Below are 21750 nucleotides of genomic sequence, written 5' to 3'. Positions count from 1 at the left end.
CAAGTAACACCCAATAAAAAAGAGCGCTGCGGCGCTCTTTTTTCATCTCAGTCTACAGGCTGTCAGATGGCGCCATTGCGGCCCATATTGATCACCACCCGCCTGTTCTTGGCGCGACCGTCTTCGGTTTCATTTGAACGGACATGACGCTTCTCGCCATGCCCTTCCACCGAGATCTTGCCCGGATCGATCCCCAGATCCACAAACACCTTCTTGATGGCATCGGCCCGCTTCTCGGAGAGTTTCTGGTTGGGCCAGCGGCCGCCATAGCTGTCGCTGTAGGCGTTGATCACCACCACATCTATGCTCTTGTCGACCTTCACATACTCGCCGATCATCGCCAGTCGCCGCCGGGAGGCCAGTGACAGCTGATCGCTGTTCTTGTCATAGGAGAGCACGCTGAAGGCGATGTCATTGAAGCTATAGGGCAACAATCCACTCAGGCAATCCACAAAGGCCTGGTACTTGACCCGAAAGTTGACAGAGGAGAGGGAGACCCGCACCGGCCGGTTCTGACGGTACCAGTCACGATACTGGAAGGTTGGCATGCGGCCACCCTCCAGCTCATCGAGCATGGTCCAGGCAGTCTGCCCCTCCACCAAGCCATCAAACTGCTGGTAAAAGCGCAACTGGCTCACTTCCCGCCCGGCAACACCGGGACGCCAGAGTGGCGGCATAATCCCCAGACTGACCGTCTGGGTCTGGGCTTGCTGTCGCAGCCCCTTGAGTTCGAAATCCAGATTGATCTTGCGACCGGCTCGGCTGACGAAAGCCCCCGTCCCCCAGTTGGGAATAGGGTGTTCTAGGCGGCACTCCACTTGCGTATCCGAAGTCAAACGCCAGACGGATTGATCCAGGCCGGCACCAAACTCGGTAACCCCCGCCTGTAATTGCATACTCACTGATATGCTGACCAACCCGACTATCCAAGCGTTCAAGTGCCTGCCCTCCACACGATCTCACGTTAGGTATCGGCAGGGGCAGGGCAAGCTTTAGGGCAAAGCACTCAGTGGGGGGCTGGACGATCCATCAGCTTGAAGCTGGCAATGCGACCCGCCAGCTCGCGAGCCAGCAGATCCAGCTCGGCGCTGTTTTGCTGCAAGGTTTCAGAGTGCAGGCGATGAGCTTCATACACCTCGCGTATGGTCATCACATTGTGCTGGATATCGTCAGTGACGTAGCGCTGCTCCTCCGTCGCGGTGGCCACCTGGGCAGTCATGTCGCTCACCTTGCGCACCTCGCTCACTATGTCGCTCAGCTCGCTCCCCGCCCGTTTGGCTTCGGTCACGCTCAAGCCCGCCTGTTCAGTGCCCAGATGCATGGCCGTGACCGCCTGATCCGCACCCTGGCGCAATCGGGACAACATCCGCTCTATGTCCTCTGCCGCCTGCTGAGTGCGAGAGGCCAGTGCCCTCACCTCTTCCGCCACCACGGCAAAACCACGACCAGATTCACCGGCCCGGGCAGCCTCTATGGCTGCATTGAGGGCAAGCAGATTGGTGCGATCCGAGATCTGCTTGATGAGATTAAGCGCCTCGCCGACCGACTCTGTATCCTGATACAGGCTATCCACCAGTTGCTGGGTGTTGGCCAGGGTGCCCGCCACCAGCTGGATGGCGTCTATGGTCTGATCCACCTCCTTGTCGCCCTGACGGGCACGTCCGATAGCCTGCTGGGTCGCCAGCGACGTCTGGGTTGCATTGCGCGCAATCTCGGCCACCGTCGAAGCCATCTCGGTGGCTGCCGTCGCCACCAGGTCCACCTGACCGAAACCTTTGACGACGCCAGCATTCACCTCGGCGATCACGCCTGCCGAGGTGGCGGCGCTGCGGGCCAGCACCTCGCAGGAGCGACGTACCGCCAACAACAGCCCCTCAAGGTGCGCGAGGAAATGGTTCAGATCCTGCGCCAGGGCGCCCAGTTCGTCACCGGACCGCCAGTTGACCCGCACCGTCAGATCATTCTCCTGTACCAGCCGTTTGAAGGTCTGGTGCAACGCCATAAAACCCAGGTGCAGGTCTCGCACCACCCGCCAGCAGACGAAGGTGGTCAACGCAACGCACAACAGCACACCGAGCGCCGCCCACCAGAAGTCGCTGGCACTCTTTGCTCGCATCTGCTCGACCCGCTCGAACAACTGCTGATAAAGGCGATCTTCACTCTCCTTGAGCAGACCTATCTTGTCGGTACTCAAGGCAAACCAGGCTTCGGCATCGACCCCGAAGCCGCCTGAGGTGGCTTTGTCCAGCGCCAGTTGCTCCATGGCGGCGACCTTGGCTACCACGGGAGAGGTCAGGCTGTCGGCCAGCAGTTGACGTTGTGACGGGCTCGCCACCGCCTGGAAACGCTCGAGATAGGTATTCTGGGCCGCCAGCAGGGAGATGAATTGCTGCAACAACGCGGGGGTAAAGTGGTCACGGCCGAACACATTGCTCAGGGTTGCCCGCTCCAGCCCCATTCGTTCCTTGCTCTGCAAGAAGGCGGCGTAGGCATTGGTCTGCAGCGCTATGGTGGCATCCTGACTGTTGAGACTGACCTGGTCCACCACCGCCAGCAGCTGGCTGATAAGACGGCTGTAAAAGCCAACCTGCTCGACCACTTCGACCCCCAGCGCGCCAACCCGCTCACGCATGGCGGTGAGCCCGGTCAGCGCCTGTTGCACCTCTCCCAACGCCAGCAAGGCGGGATCCTCGTGAAAACGGACCAGCAGGGTATCGACCAGCTTGCGCTGGGCAGGCAGGGCGTCGCGAAACTTGTTGCCACCAGAGCCCAGGAAACCTGCCGACATGCCGCGCTCCTTTTGCAGCTCGTGGGCCAGTTGCGCCGCCTCCCGCACGACATAGAGTGCCGCTTGTGCCTGGCTCATCTCCTGTTCAACCTGATAACGCTCATACACGTATCGGCCAGAAAAAAACAGCAAGGCCAGCAGTGGCAGGCAGACCACCAGCAACATCTTGTGTGCCAATCCCAGCTTGTTCATCCCCTCTCCCCATTCCATTGTTGAAGTGGTCAATTATAAGCACGAGTGCCGAGAATAGAATCTGACGTCCGTCTCATGGCTGCTGATGAGGGACAAAGGCTGGCTTTTTTGCCATAATGCCGCCTCATTTCACGCCGACCGAGATACCATGACCGACGCTGTACACACTCTCAAGGGCCGTTTTCGTGGCTTTTACCCCGTCGTCATCGATGTTGAAACCGCCGGGTTCAATGCCAGGACAGACGCCTTGCTGGAGATAGCCGCCTATACCCTCAAGATGGATGAGGATGGCTGGCTCGCTCCCGATCAGGTCTTTCATTTTCACGTCGAGCCGTTCGAAGGCGCCAACCTGGAAAAGGCGGCGCTGGAGTTCACCGGCATAGACCCCTTCAATCCGCTGCGCGGCGCCGTCAGCGAGAAAGAGGCGCTGACCGAGATTTTCAAGGGCATTCGCAAAGGGATGAAGGAGAGCGACTGCAACCGCGCCATCATAGTGGCCCATAACGCCACCTTCGATCATGGCTTCGTCATGGCCGCCGCCGAGCGGGCCGGCCTCAAGCGCAATCCGTTCCATCCGTTTGCCACCTTCGACACTGCCGCCCTCTCCGGCCTGGCCCTGGGTCAGACAGTGCTGGCCAAGGCGTGCCAGAGCGCTCGCATCCCGTTTGACAATAAAGAGGCGCACTCGGCCCTCTATGACACCGAACGCACCACTGAGCTGTTCTGTCATATCGTCAACCGCTGGAAGAGCCTGGGTGGCTGGCCGCCAGCCCACCCGGATGATGCCCCCGTCGATGACGCGAACGAACAAGCGGGATAAGCAACGAGCAAGAAGGCTGCCATGGCAGCCTTCTTCTATTGGGATACGGCATCAACGTGGTTTGACCAGAATGGCAGGCAGACCCGGACAGCACAGTTTTCAACCGCTCTGCTCCCCTCGCTCACCCCAACCCTGCGGGGATGCGTCTCACAGGCCAATTGCCTGATTTTTTACTCGACATTTGTCGTGATTTTCGCAAACTAACTGCCTTTCAAAAGACAGACAACCAATAACCATTAAAAGGAAGTCACATGAACCCTGTTGTTGTCGCGGTCTCGCTGATGCTGGTGCTCAGCCTGCTGCGGATCAATGTGGTGGTCTCGCTCTCCATCAGTGCCATCGTAGGTGGCCTGCTGGGTGGCCTGTCCCTGGCCGACACCCTCAGCACCTTCAGCGGTGGCCTGGGCGGTGGCGCAGAGATCGCTCTCTCCTATGCCATGCTGGGGGCCTTTGCGGTCGCCATCTCCCGCTCCGGGATCACCGACCTGCTGGCCCGCAAGGTGATCAACCAGCTGGGGCAAGATGCCAGCAGCTCGCGCATCCTCTGGGTCAAGACACTGCTGCTCGGCGCCGTCCTTTGCGTATCCGTCGCCTCCCAGAACCTGATCCCGGTCCACATCGCCTTTATTCCCATCCTGATCCCGCCGCTGCTGCATGTGATGGCCAAGATGAAAGTCGACCGCCGCCAGGTGGCCTGTGTCATCACCTTCGGCCTGACCGCGACCTATATGCTGTTGCCGGTGGGCTTTGGTGGCATCTTCCTCAACAACATACTGGCCAAGAACCTGATCGACAACGGGGTACCGGTCAAGCTTGGCCAGCTGCCGATGGCCATGGCAATCCCTGTGCTGGGGATGTTCCTTGGTCTGCTGGTCGCCGTGTTCATCACCTACCGCAAGCCACGCCAGTATGACATGGACAAGATCCTGGCCGCCGAGCCCGAATCCACCGAGCTCAATCTCAACCATATCTGGGTTGCCCTGCTGGCCATCGCCGTCGCCCTCGGGCTGCAGCTGATGACCAACAGCATAGTGCTGGGTGCATTGGCGGGCTTTGTCATCTTCACCTGTGGCGGTGTCATCAAGTTTCGCGAGAGCCAGGACGCTTTCACCCAGGGCGTGCGCATGATGTCCCTCATCGGCTTCATCATGATCTCAGCCGCCGGCTTCGCCGCCGTGATGAAGGCGACCCAGGGGGTGGAGAGCCTGGTGCAATCCGTCTCTGCGGTGATCGGGGATCAAAAAGGCCTCGCCGCCTTCCTGATGCTGCTGGTTGGTCTCTTGATCACCATGGGGATAGGCTCTTCCTTCTCCACTGTGCCCATCATAGCCACCATTTATGTGCCGCTCTGTATCCACCTCGGCTTCTCCCCCATGGCGACCATGGCCCTGGTCGGCGCCGCCGGTGCACTGGGGGATGCAGGTTCACCCGCCTCGGATTCGACCCTGGGCCCCACGTCGGGTCTCAATGTCGATGGTCAGCACGACCATATCTGGGACAGCGTGGTGCCCACTTTTATTCACTACAATATCCCGCTCATCCTCTTTGGCTGGGTGGCGGCCATGGTGCTCTAGCACTCGGGCAAGATGCAGACATGCAAAAGGCGACCTCGGGGTCGCCTTTTCATTGGATGCAAACCTTGGCCTATATCATCAGCCGACAGAGTGGCTCTCCCCCTTGGTGACCAGGCCATACCCCAAAGCCAGCAGCGCACCAGCAATTGCTACCGGCCTGGAGCCAAGCGTGTCAGCCATTCGTCCCGCCAGGGGCGCCGCCAGCACGCCCACTATGCCGATCACCCCGAACAAGCCGGCAGCTGCCGCACCGAGGTGGTACTCGGAATGGGCGAGATAAAAAGCCAGCACTGTCCAGAAAGCGCTGAACGAGGCGAACAGCAGAGCCTGGGCCAGGGTTGCCCGACGCAAAGCAGGCTCTTCTCGCCACAACACCAGCAGAGAACGCAGCAAGCTGGCATAGCTCATCGTGGAACGGGGCAGATGCAGCGGTATCATACGCGCCATCAGCACGGCCCCCAGCAAGGCCAGCGGCACACCGAGCCAGAACATGACTCGCCAGCTGGCATAGGCGGTGATAAAGCCCGCCAGGGTACGGCTGAGCAGGATCCCGCTTAGCAAACCGCTCATTACGCTGCCGACGACGGCTCCCCGTCTGGCGGGATCGGCCAAGGTCGCCGCAACCGGCGCTATCTGCTGGACCGCGGTTGCACCGATACCCAGCACAATGGAAGCCAGCATCAATGCTGCCTCTCCCGTCGCCATTGCCGCCATTGCGCAAGCCGCTGCAATCAGCACGAACTGCGCCACAATCAACCAGCGACGCTCCAGCACATCCCCCAATGGAACCAAAAACAACAAGCCGGCGGCATAGCCCAGTTGAGTCAGCATGGTAATCATGGCAACCGCTGGCTGGCCGGGGAAATCCCGCGCCATCACCTCCAGCATGGGCTGGTTGTAATAAATGTTGGCGACCGCCAAACCACAGGACATCGCCATGGCGAATACCAGCGATGAACTGATCCCGGCGCTCGGCAGGACCGCCGGGCGGCTTGATACCGATAAAGTCATGACACCATCCTCATACATGATTGAAATCCCGTGACGAACACGATCTTGATGAGCACAGGGTAACGAAGATGAGGAAGACTCAGTAGACAAGCGGCGGCAATAACACCTATTCCGCCGGGGAATGGATCAAGGATGGGTTGATGGCATATGCAATACGGGGAGTGCTGTCACGAACGCCAAAAACGCTTGAGACTTGGCGCTGATCTGCCGCCCCGAGGGAAACAGAGCCCACAGATCAAGCCGGGGAAGCTGCCAGTCAGCAAGAATTGCCATGACTTCGCCACTGGCAAGCTCGGGGGCAAACATACACTCGGAGGTAATGCCCAGTCCCACTCCCGCCAGCACGGCGGCTCGCATCCCTTCGGCGGCGGAGACAGTCAGCCGCCCCTGCACAGTCAATGTGACCTGATCTTCACCCTGTATAAAGTGCCACTGCTGCCCCATACCGGGCTTGGGGCTGTAGACCACCAGCAGACATCCTTGCAACTCGCCGGGGGATGAGGGCGTACCATGGGTTGCAAACCAGGCCGGCGCCCCCACCACTCTCATGGCGCAGTGCCCGAGCTTGCGGGAAACCACACCAGAATCGACCTGCTCACCGAGACGCAAAGCCACATCGATGCCTGCGGCGATCAAGTCGACATTGCTGTCATCCAACGGGCGCTCACCCGCAGGCGGCCGCTCAAGCTGCTGCGGCACTGCGCAACAGTAGCATCGGCCTCTCTGATATCGTCGAGGATCTGCCTGGCTCGCAGATAATACGCCTCACCTGCCTCTGTTGGCATCAGGCCGCGGGTCGAACGCAGCAATAGACGACTGCCAAGCTGTGCTTCCAGCTGGGCAATCAGCTTGGATATGGCTGGCTGACCCAGCTTGAGCCGACGTGTCACCGCAGAGAAAGAACCGGTCTCCACCGCCAGCACAAACGCTTCCATTGCCCCGGGCCTGTCCATTATCCCCTTCCCCTTCTTTAATACCATCATGCGGCTTCATGCAGGCCACTGCTAACGTCACCCCAAAATGCGCTCTTTAAACGCCTGTCATGCCCATGGGTCAGCTATCGCTGATCTCTGGATAAATGCAGCCGGAACCGAGACAGGTCTACAGTAGCGCAACCTCATGTACAAAAACAAAAAAGGCCGCTCGATGAGCGGCCTTTTTATCAATGCAGTCAGGACTTAGCTGTCGCGGCGCTTGTTGCCACCGAACTTGCGATCTTTGTTGAAGCCACCCTCACGGCGCTCCCCGCTCTTGTTGAACGGACGGTCACCGCTGGGGCGGCGATCCTTGTTGAAAGGACGGTCGCTGCGGGGCGGACGGGGAGCAGTATTGCTGCCAGCCGGCACCTCTGTGTAGCGAGTGATCATCAGCGGACGCTGGCAAACACGAGCTTTCTTGATCACTTCCAGTACATCGGCGGTCATGCCCTTGGGCAGGTCGACAGTGGAGAAGTCATCAGCGATATCGATGTTGCCGATGAAACGGCTCTCGATGTTCGCTTCGTTGGCGATAGCGCCCACGATCTGGCCCGGCTTGACACCGTGATGGGCACCCACGTCTACGCGGTAGCGCTCCATCTCGACATCCGGGTTGTCTTTCAATGGACGCGGCTCGAGGGACGGCATGCGACGGGCAGGACGATCACCACGGTCAGCAAAATCGCTGCCACCGTCACGGCGTTCGAAATCACGACCACCACGATCATTGCTGCTGAACTGCGGCTCAGGGATGGAGTCATCCAGCAGCAGCGGTTGATCACCTTGAACCAGCTTGGCCAGGGCGGCAGCCAGTTCCAGCGGATCGGCAGAATCTTCTTCGATCAGCTCGTTCACTAGGTTCAGGTAGAGCTCAAGCTCTTCGCCCATCATGGTTTCCCGGATGCGCTCTTTGAACTTGGTCATACGGTGCTGGTTGATGTCCTCGGTGCTCGGCATCTTCATCGGCTCGATTGCCTGACGAGTGGCGTGCTCGATGGCGCGCAGCATACGACGCTCACGAGGGGCAACAAACAGGATGGCCTCACCCTTGCGACCAGCACGACCGGTACGGCCGATACGGTGAACATAGGATTCGGTATCGTACGGAATGTCGTAGTTCACCACGTGGGTGATACGCTCGACGTCCAGACCACGGGCGACAACGTCGGTGGCGATCAGGATGTCCAGCTGGCCTTGACGCAGCTTGTCAACGGTACGCTCACGCAGCTTCTGCGGGATGTCACCGTGCAGCGCTTCACAGGCGTGGCCACGAGCGGCCAGTTTGCCAGCCAGCTCTTCGGCAGCATTCTTGGTGCGCACGAAGACCAGTACGGCTTCGTACGGTTCGACTTCCAGCAGACGGGTCATGGCGTCCAGCTTGTGCAGACCGGTTACCTGCCAGTAACGCTGGCGGATGGTCGGTGCAGTGGACGTCTTGGTGATGATCTTGATCTCTTTGGGCTGCTTCAGGTGTTTCTGGGCAACGCGACGGATCTGGTCCGGCATGGTGGCGGAGAACAGGGCAACCTGACGGGTGGCCGGGCACTGCTCCATGATCCAGTCCACGTCGTCGATGAAGCCCATACGCAGCATTTCATCGGCTTCGTCCAGTACCAGGGCTTTCAGGCCGGAGAGGTCCAGGTTCTTGCGACGGATCAGGTCCATCACACGGCCAGGAGTCCCCACGACAACCTGGGCACCGCGACGCAGGGCGCGGGTCTGGGTTTCGTAAGAGGAGCCACCGTAGATGGGCAGTACGTGGAAGTCAGGCATGTGCTTGGCGTAACGTTGGCACGCCTCAGCAACTTGCAGGGCCAGTTCACGGGTCGGAGCCAGCACCAAAACCTGGGTGTTGCGGTTACCAGCTTCCAGACGAGACAACAGAGGCAAGGCAAAAGCAGCGGTCTTCCCTGTACCGGTTTGCGCCTGCCCCAGCAGATCGTGTCCCGCCATGAGGTGGGGAATTGCTGCGGCCTGGATCGGTGACGGGCGCTCATAGCCCACGTCTTGCAGCGCTTTCAATACAGGCGCGGCCAGTCCAAGCTCACTAAAAAGGGGCAGTTGTTCGGTATCAGACATAGATTCTTCCAGATTAAGGCAGGCGGCTAAGCACCGCGGAATAGCAAAAAGGCGGCGATTATAGCGCCACTTTGTTCTGCTGTCTTGAAAAATGTGATAGGCCTCTCAAGACGTTGGCAATTATAGAGGGATCTCGCGACTATGGCTTGCTTATTTTGCACTACTGGTGCGTTATTGCCGGTCACTCCCCGCTGGAGTCCTTGTCCCGCTTGTGTTTGAGCACCGCCATGGTCAACCGACTGGTGCACAACAAACGCCCACGTTCATCCCGAATTTCAATCTGCCACACCTGGGTCGTTGCCCCCAGATGCAGGGGCGAGCAACGTCCTGTGACCACCCCTTCCCGCTTGGCGCGCAGATGGTTGGCGTTCACCTCCAGTCCCACACAGTAGCTATCCGGCCCGACCGCCATATTGGCAGCCAGCGACCCGAGCGTCTCCGCCAGCACTACAGAGGCGCCGCCGTGCAACATGCCAAGGGGCTGATGGGTTCTATGGTCCACCGGCATGGTGGCTTCGAGCCAGTCGGGGCCAACATCCGTGTAGATGATATCGAGGTGGGCCATCAGGGTGTTGTGCGACGAGGCATTGAGCCCTTCCAGACTCATGGGCTTGCGCCAGATAGGGGCAGTATCGTGACTCATGGGGGTAGTGACTCCTCTGAGGTGAGAAACAGGTTGAAACAATCGGCAGGAAGCAAAGATGGGGCCCGGCAGCACAGCGGCAAGGCCCCATGGAAATAATCGCATTACCAGGGATAGGTGACGCCAGGCCACTCACTCCAAGGCGTATCACGCCCGGGCAGGCGCGGCGCAGACCAGCGCCATGCCTTGCCAAGCCAGGCACGCAGCTCGGTTTCCAGCTCGGCATCGGTCAGCGGCGCGTCGGCCACCTTCCAGAAGAAGATCTCCACTTCCACCTCCGGCAATACCGAGGGGTAGAGATAGACGCCTCCCCAGAACTGCAACTCCCGATCCGGGCTCCAGAGGCCATAGGAAAAGGAGCGCTTGGCCAGAAACTCGGCCTGCTGCCACTCCAGATCCCCCTCGTGCTGGCTCAGGCTGAACTGGTCAGAGGGCCAGACATCCTGGGGGCGAAACAGTTGATGAAGCTGCTCCCGTTCACGCTGCATGGCCACAAACTCCACCACGGCCTGAGCCGGGGTGGCTGGCAACAGCAGGAAGTGCGGGTGCCGGTAGGCTTGCGGTACCCGAAAGCGCTTGGGAAAAGTCAGCATCAGAGCAGTTCCAGCAACGCCTGCAGCGGATGCTTGAGTTTCTCCCCCTCCATCCGCTTGACCTGACTGCGACACGAATAACCGGTAGCCAGACAGCGATCGTTGGGCAACCTCGACAGGGGCTCTGCCCAGCTGAGACCATAGATCCCCTTGGAATTCTCCACCTGTTTTGCATCGTGGCCATAGGTACCGGCCATGCCGCAGCAACCCACAGAGACAGGCTGCAAACGAGCACCGAAGCGGCGGAACAGAGTGCCCCAGTCAACGTGAGTCGAGGGCTTGGCCGTCTTCTCGGTGCAGTGGGCAAACAAATACCAGGGCTCAGCCTCTCCTTTTTCATCGACATCCGCGGTGGGCTTGGCAAGGGGCAGGGTGTCGGCCGGAAGAGAAAGCAGCCACTCCTGGGGCAACAACACCTGAAAATCGCCACGGGCCGCGCCGAGGGCCTTGGCATATTCGTCGCGATAGCAGAGCACCAGAGAAGGATCGACGCCCACCATGGGGATGCCGAGCGCCGCTATCTTGTTGAGGAACTGGGCGCTGTTGGCCGCGGTGCGGGCGAAGGCGCGCAGGAACCCCTTCACGTGCTGGGGTTTGCCGTTGGGCTTGAATGGCAGCAGATAGGGTTGCAGCCCAAGCTTGCTGGCGAGCTTCACCAGATCGCGTACCACGGGGGCGTCGTAATAACTGGTGAAGGGATCCTGCACGATCAGCACCACTCTGGCACGCTGCTCGGCACTCATGGCCTCAAGGCCCGGCAGGTCGAAATAGCGCGCCTTGTTGTCGTGCAGGGATTCGGCCAGGGTCGGTACCGAGAGCAAGGGCACATCCACCATGCCGATGCTCTTCTCGGTCGCCTTCTGGGCCCACTCTTTTTCCAGGAAAAAGTTGACCAGTTTCGGCGCCTTGGCCAGCAGCGGCGCATAGCTTTCCACTGTACCAACGAAGTAATCCTTGGGGCCCCGCAGATAACGGCTGTGGTAGAGCTGCATGAAACGGGCACGGAAGGTGGGCACATCCACCTTGATGGGGCACTGGCTGGTACAGGCTTTACACGCCAGACACCCCTCCATCGCCTCCATCACCTCGTGGGAAAAGTCATACTGGCCACGGGCGCGGGCCAGGGTGTTGCGAAACTTGTCGACGATCGCCTTGAAGCGCAGGCCACCCGATTGCAGCGCCACTTCTTCGGCCAGAGGATCGAAGCCCTGCTCCGCCAACTGGCGCAACCATTCGCGCATCAAGCCGGCACGCCCCTTGGGAGAGTGACGTCTGTCTTTGCTGATCTTGACCGAAGGACACATGGGGGAGTCGGTTTCGAAGGTGAAACAGAGGCCGTTGCCGTTGCAATCCATGGCGCGGGTATAGCTTTCCCGCACGGCGATGGGGATCTGGCGGTCGAACTTGCCACGCTTGGGGCCATCCACTGACACAAGCGGAGCTCCGCTGCCATAAGGCATGCAGATCTTGCCCGGGTTGATGCGGTTGTCGGGGTCAAAGGCGCCCTTGACCCGCTGCAACTCCTCCCACAGCTCGCCGAAGAAGGCGGGGCTGTATTCGGAGCGAAAACCCTTGCCGTGCTCCCCCCACATCAAGCCGCCATATTTGGCGGTGAGCGCCACCACCTGATCCGAGATGCGGCGCAGCAGCACCTCCTGCTCCGGGTCGCACAAGTCTAGCGCGGGACGCACGTGCAATACCCCCGCATCGACGTGGCCGAACATGCCGTAGTCGAGGCCGTGGCCGTCGAGCAGGGCACGAAACTCCATGATGAAATCGGCGAGCGACTCAGGGGGAACGGCCGTGTCTTCGGTGAAGGCCACCGGTTTTTTACGCCCCTCGGCGTTGCCAAGCAGCCCCACCGACTTCTTGCGCATGGCGTAGATGGTTTCGATGCTCGGCAGGTGACTGCACACCTGATAGCCGATGACACCCGCCTCCCCTTGCGCCAGCAGCCCGTCGATGCGCCGGCACAATTCAGCCACCTTGGCCTGATGCTCTTGCTCGTCGGTGTCGGCAAACTCGACGATATTGAGCCCTTGCAGATCCTTGCCAGGCACGTCCTCAATGAACGCCTTGACCGAGTGCCAGATGATGTCGGCACGGGCCAGTCCCAGCACGCGGGAATCCACCGTCTCCACCGACAGGGCCTGCGCCTGCACCATAAAGGGGGCATTGCGCAGGGCCGAGGGGAAGCTGTCGTATTTGACGTTGACCAGGGTCCGGTAACGGGGGATAGGTGTGATATTGAGCCTGGCTTCGGTGATGAACCCCAGGGAGCCTTCCGAGCCGCACAGTACCCTGCTCACATCCAGGGTGTCGGTGTCGGGGGCATAGAGGTGCTTGAGATCGTAACCGGTCAGAAAACGGTTGAGCTTGGGGAAAGTGGCTTCGATGTCGGCGCGTCGCTCGCGGCCGATGCGATACAGGGTGCGGTAGATCTCCCCTTCCCGACTCTCGAGGGCCAGCTTGTCTTCAAGACGGGAGCCATTGACCGGCTCTGTGACCATGATGTCACCGTTTTCCAGCACGGCTTTCAAGCCCAGCACGTGATCCGAGGTTTTGCCGTAGACGAGCGACCCCTGCCCGGAGGCATCGGTGTTGACCATGCCGCCCAGAGTGGCGCGATTGGAGGTGGAGAGATCCGGCGAGAAGAAATAACCGTGGGGTTTCAAGTAGGCGTTGAGCTGATCCTTGACCACCCCGGCCTGAGCGCGCACCCAGCCCTCCTCCAGATTAATTTCCATGACCTGGTTCATATGGCGGGAGAGATCGACGATAATGCCGCCGCCCAGGGATTGGCCATTGGTGCCGGTACCGCCGCCGCGAGGGAAGAAACTCAAGGCTGCGTACTCGGGCCCCTGTGCCAACTTGAGCATCACTGCAATGTCATCCGCACTGCGCGGATAGAGCACCGCCTGAGGTACGACCTGATAGACGCTGTTATCCGTCGCCATCGCCAACCGGCTTGCATAAGACTTTTCGATATCACCACGAAATGCTGATCGCGCCAGCAACTCAAGAAACTGCAGGGTTGTAGGTGACAAACTGTCCTGGTAATCGAGTCTCGGGATCATGAATCCTTGTTCCCATCCTTTGCTTGATGCCGGCACTCCGGCGACAAAGACTGCCCTGGCTGCCTCTTTGCGGGTATCAGGGCCAGTCTGCTCACATGTGAGCGGGCAGTATATCAGCTAGAAAACCGCTTGCGCTTGGCAATATTCACCATTTGAAAGGAGGATTGTTATGGCTCACCACAGCCATGTTATCAGTACGTTTATTACCACAGAGAAACAGGCCTTGACCCTGTCACTGTTCGGCAGCATCGCCTTTGCCATCTTCGGGATTGGCTATGGTCTGCTGGTTGGCTCCCACGCCATCATGCTCGATGGCATCTTCAGCCTGTTCAGCATGGGCATGACAGGCCTTGGTCTGGTTACCGCCTACCTGGTTACCCGCCCCTCAGATGACCGCTTTCAGTATGGCTACGCTCACTTCGAGCCCATTGCCAACGTCATCAACGGGATCATCATTTTGCTGCTCTGTCTCGGTGCCCTCTACAGCAGCATCACCTCCCTGCTGGCCGGTGGTCGCGAGATAGATCTCGGTCACGCCCTCATCTGCGCCGCCATCTCCACCTTCTTGTGTGCACTTATCTATGTTGTCGAGGCGCGAATGGCCAAGCGGTTCAACTCGGAGCTGGTGCGCGTCGATTCCGAAGAGTGGCTGGTCGACACCATTTTAAGCGCCACCCTGCTGGTCGGTTTTCTGGTCGCCATGGGCCTCGATGCCATGGGCCATGGTCAATACAACCGCTACATAGACCCCATGCTGGTCTCTCTGCTGGCCCTGTGCGCCACCCTCATTCCCATCAAGGTGCTGAGCCGCAATCTGCGAGAAGTGTTGAAGATTGCCCCCAAGGGGGACGTATCCCAGCGGGTTGCCAGCGAAATTGAAGCCCTGCGCCAGCGCCATGGCATCGAGTGCTACAGCCATCTGGCCAAGAGCGGTCGTCGCTTCGATCTGGAGTTGAACATACTGGTGGCACCGGGGCAGGAGTGGCCTGTCGAGCGCCAGGATGCCCTGCGCCAGGAGCTCTGGTCACGCCTCGGCGATACCCTGGGGGATGCCTGGCTCTCGGTCTGCTTCACCCGCGAAAAACGCTGGTTGTAACGATCCACAGGGGGAGTGCGGCCAGGCTGCCTCCCCTGCGTCATCACATCTTCATCGCCCTGCTCTTGCCAAAGCGCCGATTCTCGCTATCATCAGGGCTCATTTTTAACCCGAGGTTTTATTGCCCATCATGGACAACCCCCGAAGTTACCTTTCGTTTCTTCCTGTCAAACTCTGTCTTTACCTGCTTCATCAGCGCCTCTGAATAACGCCATTGCCTTGCACTGCCGCGGCCACCGTTGCCGTGACTGATACCCGCTCTGTCTGTATTTATTGAGGTCATTACATGGAATTGCTGCTGGATCCCCACATCTGGGTTGGTCTGTTTACCCTGATCATTCTGGAAATCGTGCTCGGGATAGACAACCTGGTCTTCATCGCCATCCTGGTGAAAAAACTGCCCCCCGCCCAGCGGGATCGTGCCCGTATCATAGGCCTGTCACTGGCGCTGCTGATGCGCCTGGCCCTGCTCAGCGTGATGTCATGGCTGGTCACCTTGACCACCCCCATCCTTCACCTCGGTGATTTTGCCTTCTCCGGTCGGGATCTCATCCTGATGGGCGGCGGCCTGTTCCTGCTGTTCAAGGCCACCACCGAGCTCCATGAGCGGCTGGAAGCCAAACCGCCAGAAGATGGCCCTGTCGGCGTCTATGCCAGCTTTGGCGTGGTGATCACCCAGATCCTGGTGCTGGATGCCATCTTCTCGCTGGACTCCATCATCACGGCTGTGGGCATGGTGGAACATCTCTGGGTCATGATGGCGGCCGTCACCATCGCCATGGCTGTGATGGTGCTCGCGTCAAAGCCGCTGACCCGCTTCGTCAACGCCCACCCCACAGTGGTGGTGCTCTGCCTGAGCTTCCTGCTGATGATAGGCTTCAGCCTGGTAGCGGAAGGGTTCGGTTTCCATATTCCCAAGGGCTACCTCTACGCGGCCATCGGTTTCTCCGTGCTTATCGAGTTCTTCAACCAGTTGTCCCAGCGCAGCGCAGAGCGTCATGAGGCCAAGTTGCCCCTGCGCGAGCGCACCACGGCCGCCATCTTCAAACTGATGGGCAGCAAGGCGTATCAGGACAGGCCGGATGATGATCTGGATGCACCGACACCCGAGCCGCTGAGCTTCGGGGAAGAGGAGCGCTACATGGTGACCGGGGTACTGTCCCTTGCCGATCGATCCATCCGCACCATCATGACCCCTCGCTCCGACATGGCCTGGATCGACGTCAATGACTCGGTCGAAGAGATCCGTGCCGTGTTGCAGCGGGAGCCCCACAGCCTGTTCCCGGTTTGTGACGGCGATCTGGACGAAGTCATAGGCGTGCTCAAGGCACGGGATCTGCTGTTTGCTCTCAACGAGGGGCAGTCCCTGACAGAGCTGGCCAAACAGAATGACCCCATTATCGTGCCCCAGACCATCAACGTGATCCGCTTGCTGGCAGAGCTGCGCAAGGCCAAAGGCAGCCTCATTCTGGTCGCCGACGAGTTTGGCGTCATCCAGGGTCTGGTGACCACCCACGATCTGCTGGAAGCCATCGTCGGCGAGCTGCCTGATGAAGACGAGACCCCGGACATGGTGCGCGATGGCGAGAGCTGGCTCATCAATGGCAGCACCAACATCCACCATGTGGAGCAGGTGCTGGAATACGAGGGGCTGGTGAGTGACAGCGATGAATACGTGACGCTCGCGGGCATGCTGCTCTCCCACTTCGGCACACTGCCGACTCCGGGCCAGCAGCTGCAATTGCAGCAGTTGCATTTCGAGGTGATCGAAGTCAGCGAGCGTCGCATCGAACGGGTGCGCGTCACGCCGTTGATCCCCTGATCACACGAACCGCACCACCTACCAAAAAGAGGGCCAAGCGGCCCTCTTTTTTATGGCTGTTTGCCGCTTGACGCTTGATTGCTGCATCAAGTGCAATTCTTTTCTGCAATTATCCCTCTTTTTCACAAATAAAAGCAGGACTAGAGTGACCTCAATCCCACCATGAGGAACACAAAATGAGCCACGACAACCTGTTCTGCCCGCTGCGTCTGGGCCAGTTGCACCTTAACAATCGCATCGTCATGCCCCCCATGACCCGCTCCCGTGCCAGCCAGCCCGGTGACGTGGCCAACGCCATCATGGCCACTTATTACGCCCAGCGCGCCGAGGCCGGCCTCATCATCAGCGAAGGCACCCAGATAGACCCGCTGGGCAAGGGTTACGCCTGGACCCCCGGGATCCACAGCGCCGAGCAGGTAGCGGGCTGGAAGGGGGTCACCGATGCTGTCCATGCCAAGGGGGGCACCATGTTTGCCCAGCTCTGGCATGTGGGCCGGGTCACCCATCCCGACAACCTGGGTGGCGCCCAGCCCATCTCCTCGTCGGCCATCAAGGCCGTGGGCGTCAAGGTGTTCGTCGATAACGGCAGCGATGCTCCCGGTTTTGTCGAGACCACAACCCCGCGCGCCATGACCCAGAGCGACATAGATGCGGTAGTGGGCCAGTTCCGCCAGGCGGCTCGCAATGCCCTGAACGCCGGCTTTGACGGCATAGAGCTGCACGCTGCCAACGGTTACCTCATCAACCAGTTCCTCGACTCCGAGTCCAATACCCGCACCGACAACTACGGTGGCTCGCTGGAAAATCGCCTGCGTTTCCTCAAAGAGGTGACACAAGCGGTCAGTGCCGAAATCGGGGCGGACAGGGTTGGGGTGCGCCTTGCGCCGCTCACTACCCTCAACGGCACCGTTGATGCCAACCCGCAAGAGACCTATCTGGCCGCCGCTCGCTTGCTGGGTGAACTGGACGTCACCTATCTGCATATCGCCGAAGCGGACTGGGACGATGCGCCCCTGATGGCGGAAAACTTCAAGCAGGGGTTGCGGGATGCCTTCCCCAACACCCTCATCTATGCGGGCAAGTATGACGGTGAGCGGGCGCGTGCCGCCCTCAAGGCGGGCTGGGCCGACATGATTGGCTTTGGTCGTCCCTTCGTTGCCAACCCGGATCTGCCGAACCGGTTGCGCCACGGCTACCCCCTCGCCCCCCACGATCCGGCGACCCTGTTTGGCGGCGATGAGAAGGGACTGACCGACTACCCGACCTATCAGGCGCTAGCCGAGACGCAGTCAGCCTGAGACGGGCAAGCCGCCCACCTCGGTCACAAAGCCGCACAGTAAAACACGCCCGCTATTGATGCGGGCGCGTTTTTTGGGGTGTGGCGCCAGCGAGCCAGACGTCAGTAGAGAGCAACGCCGTAACAGGCGGCGTAGCTTCTTATCTCCCGGGTCAGCCGCGCCTTGTCCGCCAGGCTGAGCCAGCTCGCCTCGACGGCATTGAGCGACAAGCGGCAAAGCTGGTTCATGCTGGCGCCAAGATCATGGGCCAGGGCGTGGAAGTTGGCTGCCATGTAGCCGCCAAAATAGGCGGGATCGTCGGAGTTGATGGTGACGCACAGCCCCTGCTCCAGCAGGGTCAGCACATTGTGATGGGCCATTCGCTCAAACACCCTAAGACGGGTATTGGAAAGGGGGCAGACGGTGAGCGGCAACCGGGTATCGGCCAGATAACGCAGCAGGTCGGGGTCATCGACGCAGCGCACCCCGTGATCGATGCGGCGTACCTGCAGCTCATGGATGGCCTGCCAGATATACTCGGCCGGCCCTTCTTCGCCTGCGTGGGCCACCACCGGCAACCCCAGCTCGCGACAACGGGCAAAGACCCGGGCAAACTTGGCGGGGGGATTGCCCTTCTCCCCCGAATCGAGACCAATGCCGTGAATGCGGGTGAGAAAAGGCATGGCGTCGTCCAGGGTGGCGAACGCCGCCTCTTCACTCAGATGACGCAGAAAACTCATGATAAGCCGCCAGCTGATACCCAGCTCCCGCTCCCCCGCCTGCAGCGCCCGTTCTATGCCCCCCAGCACGGTGGCAAAGGGGATACCTCGGGCGGTGTGGGTTTGCGGGTCGAAGAAGATCTCCACATGCACCACCTTGTCGGCGGCGCAGCGCTTGAGATAGGCCCAGGTGAGATCGAAAAAATCCTGCTCTGTGATGAGTACGCTGGCGCCAAGGTAGTAGAGATCGAGGAAGGATTGCAGACAGTCAAAGTCATAGGCGGCACGCACGCTCCCCACATCGGACCAGGGTAGCGCCACCCCGTTGCGGGCGGCCAGCATACACATCAGCTCCGGCTCGAGTGACCCCTCTATATGCAGGTGCAACTCCAGCTTGGGCAAACCGGCAATAAAGTTATCCATGATGACGGCTCCATCAGCACACAGACAGCGAGACCTGCCACTTGCAGAGCGGATCCCTTCCCTCTCCCTTTTCATTGTGTACCTATCTCGCCTGGTAGGGGGAGACTTGTCATCAAACCGACTTATAATGGCGTCACAAAAACAACATAACTGATTGAAGATATTAAGAGTTGGCGTCCGCCCCGCGTTCACTCTTGTGCCCTATACAAAGGAGTTCCCATGAAAAAAAGCGTCATCTGTGACATCGACGGCGTCATTCTGCACAACAACGATCTCATCCCCGGTGCCGACCGCTTCGTCCACCGTCTGCTGGAACAGGGTACCAAGCTGTTGTTCCTCACCAACTACCCGGCACAGACCCAGAAAGATCTGCAAAACCGCTTCCGCTCCGCCGGGATCGAAGTACCGGAGGAGTGCTTCTACACCTCCGCCATGGGCACAGCCGATTTTCTCAAACGCCAGGATGGCAAGAAGGCCTATGTGATTGGTGAGGGGGCTCTGACCCACGAGCTCTACAAGGCCGGTTTCACCATCACCGACATAGACCCCGACTTCGTGGTCGTGGGCGAGACCCGCAACTACAACTGGACCATGATGCAGCTGGGGGCCAAGTTCGTGGATCAGGGGGCCCGCTTCATCGCTACCAACCCCGATACCCATGGCCCCATGATGCATCCTGCCTGCGGCGCCCTCTGCGCTCCCATAGAGCGGATGACGGGCAAGAAGCCATTTTATGTGGGCAAGCCGAGCGCCTGGATCATTCGCGCGGCATTGAACCGGATGGAGGCCCACTCCGACGACACCATCATCATCGGCGACAACCTGCGCACCGATATTCTGGCGGGCTTCCAGGCCGGTCTTGAAACCGTGCTGGTGCTGTCAGGGGTGAGCAAGGTCGCGGATATCGATCGCATGCCGTTTCGCCCGAACCACATCTTCGACTCAGTCGTGGATATCGATATCGTCTGATGTGATCACAGGAGTCATCCATGGAACCGCTCTTCATTGCCGTCGCCTTCGCCTGCGGCATGCTGGTCAACCTGGTGGGGCTGCCGCCCCTGATCGGCTTTCTCGCCGCCGGTTTTGTGCTCAACGGCCTCGGCTATCAAAGCTCCGAAGTACTGACCACGGTGGCCGAGCTGGGGGTGACCCTGATGCTGTTCACCATAGGCCTCAAGCTCAACATCAAGACCTTGCTGCGCCGGGACGTGTGGGGCACTGCCACCGTCCATATCCTGCTCTCCAGCGGCCTGTTCTGGGTGATCCTGCTCGCCTGCAAGGGGGTCGGCATGACCTTGATGCTGGATCTGGAGTGGCCCCACGCCATCATGCTGGGGTTTGCCCTCTCTTTTTCCAGTACCGTCTTTGCGGTCAAGGTGCTGGAAGATCGCAGCGACATGAATGCCCTCTATGCCAAGCTGGCCATAGGGGTGCTGATCATGCAGGACATCTTCGCGGTAGGTTTTCTGACCGCCTCCACCGGCAAATTGCCCAGTATCTGGGCGCTCTGGATACTGGCGCTGCCCTTCCTGCGGCCCCTGCTGTTCAAGCTGCTGGAGCGGGCCGGTCACGGTGAATTGCAGATGCTGATGGGGATCACCCTGGCCCTGGTGCTGGGGGCCGCCGCCTTTGAGGCTGTCGGCTTGAAGCCGGACCTGGGGGCCCTGGTGATCGGCATGTTGCTGGCTTCCCACCCGGCGGCAGCGGGGATGGCAAAATCCCTGTTCAGCCTCAAGGATCTGTTCCTCATCTGCTTTTTCCTCTCCATCGGCCTCAACGGCATGCCGACCCAGGAAACCATGTGGATGGCACTGGTGCTGATGCTGGCACTGCCGCTCAAAAGCGCCCTCTACTATCTGGTCTACAGCGGTGCCCGGCTGCGGGTGCGAACCGCGTTGCTCTCGACGCTGGCTCTCACCAACTACTCTGAGTTCGGCCTGATCGTGGCCGCCATCGCCGCCAAGGCGGGCTGGCTCTCCCACGAATGGCTGGTTGCCCTCTCGCTGGCGCTGGCGGGCAGCTTCATGCTGTCGGCCCCGCTCAATAGCTACAGTGAGTGGATCTATCAGCACATAGGCCCCTGGTTGCGCCGCCTGCAATCGGACACCCTGCACCTGGATGACAGGCCCATCGAACTGGGGGATGCAGAGGTGATCATCCTCGGCATGGGGCGTATCGGACAGGGCGCCTATCATGAGCTGGAGCGCAAATACGGCAACGTCATACTGGGGGTCGAGAACAACGGGGACAAGGCGCCCCTGCTGCGCGAACAGGGGATGAACGTGCTGGAAGGGGATGCCACCGATACCGACTTCTGGGACAAGGTGATCCTCTCCCATCAGGTTCAGCTGGTGATCCTCGCCATGCCCCACCACTCGGGCAACCTCTACGCCATCGACAAGCTGCGCAGCCACGGTTTTCACGGCAAGATAGCGGCCATAGTCCGCTTCGAGGATGACATCGCCTCCCTGCGTGAACAGGGCGTCGATGCGGTGTTCAACGTCTACGACGAGGCAGGCAGCGGCTTCGCTCGCCACGTCATCAGGCAGTTGCAGCCACTCGGCACCGAGGCCCCCCTTGTCAACGAGGGGCCTCCTCGTTTAACTTAACGTCAACATTGTTAAACAAACTAAACGAGTGCGGGGCCAGGATGGCCCCG

Annotated in this window: 17 protein-coding genes; 7 read left to right on the top strand and 10 right to left on the bottom strand. The window is 60.0% G+C overall.

Features of this window, described 5'->3' with window-relative positions:
- Positions 1-62 precede the first annotated feature (62 nt).
- Together GWQ31_RS04380 and GWQ31_RS04375 are read right to left on the bottom strand one after the other, a co-directional pair.
- Positions 63-938, bottom strand: coding sequence for an OmpA family protein (locus GWQ31_RS04380; RefSeq protein WP_265422274.1), 876 nt, complete (start codon positions 936-938; stop codon positions 63-65).
- 68 nt (positions 939-1006) lie between these two features.
- Positions 1007-2980 carry a methyl-accepting chemotaxis protein gene (locus GWQ31_RS04375; protein ID WP_275908737.1) on the bottom strand — a complete coding sequence of 658 codons (1974 nt, stop codon included), beginning with the start codon at positions 2978-2980 and terminating at the stop codon, positions 1007-1009.
- Between the two features lie 148 nt (positions 2981-3128).
- Here GWQ31_RS04375 and rnt point away from each other — a divergent pair, with 148 nt between their 5' ends.
- Both rnt and GWQ31_RS04365 read left to right on the top strand, forming a co-directional pair.
- Complete coding sequence (gene rnt / locus GWQ31_RS04370; protein ID WP_005310637.1) at positions 3129-3800, top strand: ribonuclease T; 672 nt, start codon at positions 3129-3131, stop codon at positions 3798-3800.
- Positions 3801-4051: 251 nt separating this feature from the next.
- Positions 4052-5374, top strand: coding sequence for a Na+/H+ antiporter family protein (locus GWQ31_RS04365; RefSeq protein WP_111588678.1), 1323 nt, complete (start codon positions 4052-4054; stop codon positions 5372-5374).
- Positions 5375-5452: 78 nt separating this feature from the next.
- Here GWQ31_RS04365 and GWQ31_RS04360 read toward each other — a convergent pair whose 3' ends face one another.
- From GWQ31_RS04360 to GWQ31_RS04330, 7 genes are all read right to left on the bottom strand, one after another.
- Positions 5453-6385 (bottom strand): MFS transporter, encoded by a 933-nt coding sequence (locus GWQ31_RS04360; protein WP_275908736.1) that lies wholly within the window; start codon positions 6383-6385, stop codon positions 5453-5455.
- A 126-nt stretch (positions 6386-6511) separates the two neighbouring features.
- Entirely contained in the window at positions 6512-7042 is a 531-nt protein-coding gene (locus GWQ31_RS04355) for a substrate binding domain-containing protein (RefSeq protein ID WP_275908735.1), read from the bottom strand.
- The gene (locus GWQ31_RS04350) at positions 7018-7368 is read right to left on the bottom strand and encodes a LysR family transcriptional regulator (RefSeq protein ID WP_275908734.1); all 351 of its coding nucleotides are present in this window, start codon (positions 7366-7368) and stop codon (positions 7018-7020) included. The genes GWQ31_RS04355 and GWQ31_RS04350 overlap by 25 nt, the downstream gene beginning before the upstream one ends.
- Before the next feature lie 195 nt (positions 7369-7563).
- Entirely contained in the window at positions 7564-9441 is a 1878-nt protein-coding gene (locus GWQ31_RS04345) for a DEAD/DEAH box helicase (protein WP_275908733.1), read from the bottom strand.
- Between the two features lie 181 nt (positions 9442-9622).
- On the bottom strand, positions 9623-10084 hold the full coding sequence (locus GWQ31_RS04340) for a hotdog fold thioesterase (protein WP_125600497.1): 462 nt from the start codon (positions 10082-10084) through the stop codon (positions 9623-9625).
- Positions 10085-10188: 104 nt separating this feature from the next.
- Entirely contained in the window at positions 10189-10677 is a 489-nt protein-coding gene (locus tag GWQ31_RS04335) for a hypothetical protein (RefSeq protein ID WP_275908732.1), read from the bottom strand.
- Positions 10677-13754, bottom strand: coding sequence for an FAD-binding and (Fe-S)-binding domain-containing protein (locus GWQ31_RS04330; protein ID WP_275908731.1), 3078 nt, complete (start codon positions 13752-13754; stop codon positions 10677-10679). Before GWQ31_RS04330 ends, GWQ31_RS04335 begins: the two co-directional genes overlap by 1 nt.
- Positions 13755-13923: 169 nt before the next feature.
- Here GWQ31_RS04330 and GWQ31_RS04325 point away from each other — a divergent pair, with 169 nt between their 5' ends.
- From GWQ31_RS04325 to GWQ31_RS04315, 3 genes are all read left to right on the top strand, one after another.
- The gene (locus GWQ31_RS04325; protein ID WP_275908730.1) at positions 13924-14850 is read left to right on the top strand and encodes a cation diffusion facilitator family transporter; all 927 of its coding nucleotides are present in this window, start codon (positions 13924-13926) and stop codon (positions 14848-14850) included.
- A 286-nt stretch (positions 14851-15136) separates the two neighbouring features.
- Entirely contained in the window at positions 15137-16672 is a 1536-nt protein-coding gene (locus GWQ31_RS04320; protein ID WP_275908729.1) for a TerC family protein, read from the top strand.
- Between the two features lie 176 nt (positions 16673-16848).
- Positions 16849-17970: an alkene reductase gene (locus tag GWQ31_RS04315; protein ID WP_275908728.1), complete on the top strand. Its 1122-nt coding sequence runs from the start codon at positions 16849-16851 to the stop codon at positions 17968-17970.
- A 101-nt stretch (positions 17971-18071) separates the two neighbouring features.
- Here GWQ31_RS04315 and GWQ31_RS04310 read toward each other — a convergent pair whose 3' ends face one another.
- Positions 18072-19091: an adenosine deaminase gene (locus GWQ31_RS04310; RefSeq protein WP_021140411.1), complete on the bottom strand. Its 1020-nt coding sequence runs from the start codon at positions 19089-19091 to the stop codon at positions 18072-18074.
- Between the two features lie 219 nt (positions 19092-19310).
- Between GWQ31_RS04310 and GWQ31_RS04305 the strand changes: the two genes are divergently transcribed.
- Together GWQ31_RS04305 and GWQ31_RS04300 are read left to right on the top strand one after the other, a co-directional pair.
- The gene (locus tag GWQ31_RS04305) at positions 19311-20060 is read left to right on the top strand and encodes an HAD-IIA family hydrolase (RefSeq protein ID WP_058395458.1); all 750 of its coding nucleotides are present in this window, start codon (positions 19311-19313) and stop codon (positions 20058-20060) included.
- 20 nt (positions 20061-20080) lie between these two features.
- Positions 20081-21700 (top strand): cation:proton antiporter family protein, encoded by a 1620-nt coding sequence (locus GWQ31_RS04300; RefSeq protein ID WP_219598794.1) that lies wholly within the window; start codon positions 20081-20083, stop codon positions 21698-21700.
- The last annotated feature ends 50 nt before the right edge of the window (positions 21701-21750 follow it).

Origin of the sequence: Aeromonas sp. 2MA4 (assembly GCF_029237305.1) — a bacterium.
Taxonomy (GTDB): Bacteria; Pseudomonadota; Gammaproteobacteria; order Enterobacterales; family Aeromonadaceae; genus Aeromonas; species Aeromonas salmonicida.
This window is presented reverse-complemented; position numbering and strand designations above follow the sequence as displayed.